General features: G+C 30.2%; 4 protein-coding genes. All 4 read left to right on the top strand.

The window, feature by feature from the left end; all coding sequences use genetic code 11:
- Positions 1-537: 537 nt before the first annotated feature.
- The 4 genes from AB2369_RS12015 (at position 538) to AB2369_RS12000 (ending at position 3,724) form a co-directional block, all read left to right on the top strand.
- Complete coding sequence (locus AB2369_RS12015; RefSeq protein WP_367666715.1) at positions 538-849, top strand: CopG family transcriptional regulator; 312 nt, start codon at positions 538-540, stop codon at positions 847-849.
- On the top strand, positions 800-1,162 hold the full coding sequence (locus AB2369_RS12010) for a type II toxin-antitoxin system PemK/MazF family toxin (protein ID WP_367666714.1): 363 nt from the start codon (positions 800-802) through the stop codon (positions 1,160-1,162). The genes AB2369_RS12015 and AB2369_RS12010 overlap by 50 nt, the downstream gene beginning before the upstream one ends.
- A 796-nt stretch (positions 1,163-1,958) precedes the next feature.
- Positions 1,959-2,783 carry a transketolase gene (locus AB2369_RS12005; RefSeq protein WP_367666713.1) on the top strand — a complete coding sequence of 275 codons (825 nt, stop codon included), beginning with the start codon at positions 1,959-1,961 and terminating at the stop codon, positions 2,781-2,783.
- Positions 2,783-3,724: a transketolase family protein gene (locus tag AB2369_RS12000; protein ID WP_367666712.1), complete on the top strand. Its 942-nt coding sequence runs from the start codon at positions 2,783-2,785 to the stop codon at positions 3,722-3,724. The genes AB2369_RS12005 and AB2369_RS12000 overlap by 1 nt, the downstream gene beginning before the upstream one ends.
- Positions 3,725-4,175 lie beyond the last annotated feature (451 nt).

Here is a 4,175-nt window from a genome sequence, read left to right as displayed (position 1 = left end):
ATATATGATTTGAAAGGAGATGAGAGGGTAAAAATACTATATAAAGACTTTGTGGCAAATGAAGCCATAGATGAAACTTTATTTAAAGAGTAACTTAATCTTTTGCTAAAAAATAGTAAACTATTACTTAGAATAAAATAATATAGTCTTATGAAGATGGTTTAGAATATTAAGAAAATATTTTAGGTGGCTATTATAAGTATGACAAAGCTCTTAAACATAAGAATTTCATAAAGATTTTAATTTTATAAACTTAGGACAAGTTTAAATGGATAATTAGGTTATTTATTAAGATAAACAATATTGTCTAGAAATTGATGCATAGAATGTTATAGAATCAATGGAACCATAAACTTATAAAATAAATTATTATGCTAAATAAAAGGTTCCCAGGGTATACATAAAGGATTGAGAGGTTATTATAATAAGAATATATGTCTAATCTTATAAAATCCTTTGACATATTGACAAAAATAGCAATATAATTATATAGGATACATATTTTTCGTCATAGAAAATAGGAGGTATTGTATTAATATGTCAATTGTCAAAGGAATAAGAAGAAACCTCTCTGATGCACATAAAATTAAAAAAAGTGATGCATTTAATAAAAATCAGTGTCAATTTGGAGCTGAAGACCTTATATTATATAGAGATAAGGATTGTAAATACGAAGACTTAAAAAGTGGATATCAAGAGATGGCACAAATCAATTTAGAGTTTTCGGAATTATCATGTGCCTATGATTTAGATGAATGTTTAGAATATGAGTCATGGCTTTCGGAGAGTGATATGTCTAATGACACAAGTTATAGTAAAAAGAGGAGATATATTTTATGCAGACCTTAGTCCAGTAGTTGGATCAGAACAAGGTGGTATAAGACCAGTTATTATACTTCAAAATGATATAGGAAATAAATATAGCCCAACGGTTATTGTTGGAGCTATAACTTCACAAATTAACAAAGCAAAACTTCCTACTCATGTGGAAATTTCATCAGAAGAGTATGGACTAAATAAGGATTCTGTAGTACTACTAGAGCAAGTAAGAACTCTAGATAAAAGAAGACTGAAAGAAAAGATAGGACATATGACGGACAGTGATATGGATAAAGTTGATAAAGCTTTGTTAATAAGTATGGGATTAAATTTGAATACTTAGAATATATAACTTATCTATCTTTTAGAGAGTGTTCTTTACACCATCTAAAGGATAGATAAGTTAATCTAGGGGCGTAGCAACTGTTATCCCACCTTTTAAAAGGATAGGGTGTTACAAGCTAGTATCCATCAGATAGAACGAATCTTCCGTTAGATGGTGTTTTTTCAACCATCTAAAGGTTAGATGAGTTAATCTAGGGGCGTAGCAACTGTTATCCCCCACCTTTTAAGAGGATGGGGGTGTTACAGTTGGTAGCCATCAGACAAAGACTGCTTTAGAGATTTTCTAGAGCAGTTTTTAATTTTATATAGATATGTATTTAAGGTTAAGAATTTCAAAGCATTAATATAATTAGTTTAAGGAGTTACATTGTTTAAAATTTATAAACTTAATAAAGGGAAACAGAGCAGGTATAGCTTAAAAGCTAAAGTGAAAAGTATATAAAATATAAATTTATTTTAAGATAATTTCAAGTGTTTCATTATCCTAAATAGGAAAATAAGAGGTAGATATAGTGAAATAGTTATAATAAGCGTAGTAAATATAATATTATTTCTAGAAAAACAATTAAAAATTGATTAAAAAGAATATGTTAATAAAAAAATGTGTTATATCTTAGTTGTTTTTTTTAGTTTTTGTGATACAATTATTTTGGAGATTTTAAGGGAAAATAAAAAATAATTAAATACTTATTTAAATAATTTAGTATAATAATAATTAATAATATATTATTCAATTAAAATCATAGATAGTGATTGAATAACTCCATTACATAGAAAAATCAGGAGGGGAAGCTATGAAGATGAATATTGAAGAATTAAAAAGCATGGCAAAAGTAATAAGAAAGGATATCGTTGCTATGCTTACTGAATCAGGTTCAGGACACCCAGGTGGATCGCTTTCAGCGGTAGAGATATTAACAACTCTTTATTTTAATGAAATGAACATAAATCCTGCAGAGCCAAGGAATCTAGATAGAGATAGATTTGTTTTATCAAAGGGACACGCAGCACCAGTTTTATACAGTACATTAGCAAGAAGAGGTTTCTTTAATCCAGAAGAACTTATGACTTTAAGAAAAATAAATTCTAATCTTCAAGGACATCCAAATATGAATGAAGTACCAGGAATAGATATGTCTACAGGTTCTTTAGGTCAAGGTATATCTACAGCAGTTGGTATGGCCTTAGCTGGTAAACTAGATAAAAAGAGCTATAGAGTATATGCTTTACTTGGAGATGGAGAATTACAAGAAGGTCAAGTTTGGGAAGCAGCTATGTCAGCAGCTCACTATAAATTAGGAAATTTAACTGCCTTTATAGATAGTAACGGATTACAAATAGATGGTAAGTGTGAGGATGTAATGAATCCAGCACCTATAAGCAATAAGTTTGAAGCTTTTGGATGGAATGTTATAAGTATAGATGGACACAATCTTGAAGCTATAATGAAAGCAATAGAAGATGCTAAGAAGGTAACTGATAAACCTACAGCTGTAGTATGTAGTACAGTTAAAGGTAAGGGAGTATCATTTATGGAAAATGAAGCAGGATGGCATGGAACAGCTCCAAATAAAGAGCAATGTGAAAAAGCTATAGCTGAAATAGGAGGGGAGAACTAATGGGAAAGAAGTTAGCAACTAGAGAAGCTTATGGAAAGAGTTTAGCAAAACTTGCTACTGAAAATGAAAATGTTGTGGTTTTAGATGCAGACCTTTCAAAGTCTACAAAAACAGCAGACTTTAAGGCAGTAGCACCAGAAAGATTTATAAATATGGGAATAGCAGAAGGTAACATGATGAGCGTTGCAGCTGGAATGTCAACTTGTGGTAAGATTCCTTTTGTTAGTACCTTTGCTATGTTTGCAGCAGGTAGAGCTTTCGAACAAATAAGAAACTCTATAGGATATCCTCACTTAAATGTTAAGATATGTGCAACTCATGCAGGTCTTACAGTTGGAGAGGACGGAGCATCTCACCAAGCTATAGAGGATTTAGCTTTAATGAGAAGTATACCAGGAATGACTGTTATATGTCCTTCAGATGATATAGAAACAGAAGCTGTTATAAAAGCAGTTGCAAAGATGGAAGGACCATGTTATGTAAGACTTGGTAGATCAGCTGTAAATACAGTTAATGATAATGAAGAATATAATTTTGAAATAGGTAAGGCAGTGACTTTAAGAGAAGGAAAAGATGCTACAATAGTAGCTACTGGTATAATGGTAGATGCTGCTTTAGACGCTTACAACACTCTTGCAGAAGAGGGAATAAAGGTAAGAGTTTTAAATATCCATACAATAAAGCCTATAGATAGAGAAGCTTTAGAAAAGGCAGCAAGAGAAACAGGAGTTATTGTAACAGCTGAGGAGCACAATGTAATAGGTGGACTTGGATCAGCTGTAAGTGAAGTTATAACAGAGACTCATCCAGTTCCAGTATTAAAGGTTGGAGTTAAGGACACCTTTGGAGAAAGTGGAAAACCAAATGAGTTATTAGAGAAGTATGGATTAACAGCTTCAGAGATAGTTAAGGCTGTTAAAAAAGCAATAGAATTAAAATAGTATGTAAAGAGACGTAGCCTTATTTTAGGGCTACGTCTTTTTATTAAATCAAGTAATTTTTAGATATGTATGAAAATTATTTTCAGTATTAATATATTAAAATGTTATAAAAGTATTATATGACAGAAGTAGTAGAATTAAAGACGGAACTAGCTTCCGCCCTTAATTCTACATTTTAATAAATATTATTAATCAAAAGTGATATTAAAATTATAATTATGCAAGGTTTAAATATAAATTAATCTGATAATGATAGTTATAATCATGATTAACTCATATGAAAATAACTGTATCTTAATATTTTATTAGAAATAAACACAGCCCTTCTAATTATTCACAAACTTATATTCCCTATAGATTTGATTTATTTAAATTATTAATTTAACTTTATATGATTATAGTTTTTTTAGCTTGAATCTTAACTTATACATGTACTTAACTCCTTTAAAAC

Source organism: Clostridium sp. (genome assembly GCF_040797585.1).
GTDB lineage: Bacteria > Bacillota > Clostridia > Clostridiales > Clostridiaceae > Clostridium_Z.
The sequence above is the reverse complement of the archived record's forward strand: the minus strand, read 5'-3'. Positions and strand labels throughout refer to the sequence as shown.

Excerpts from the sequence above, each read along its gene's own strand:
- AB2369_RS12015 (WP_367666715.1), top strand. The coding sequence starts at position 538 with ATGTCAATTGTCAAAGGAATAAGAAGAAACCTCTCTGATGCACATAAA.
- AB2369_RS12010 (WP_367666714.1), top strand. The coding sequence starts at position 800 with ATGACACAAGTTATAGTAAAAAGAGGAGATATATTTTATGCAGACCTT.
- AB2369_RS12005 (WP_367666713.1), top strand. The coding sequence starts at position 1,959 with ATGAAGATGAATATTGAAGAATTAAAAAGCATGGCAAAAGTAATAAGA.
- AB2369_RS12000 (WP_367666712.1), top strand. The coding sequence starts at position 2,783 with ATGGGAAAGAAGTTAGCAACTAGAGAAGCTTATGGAAAGAGTTTAGCA.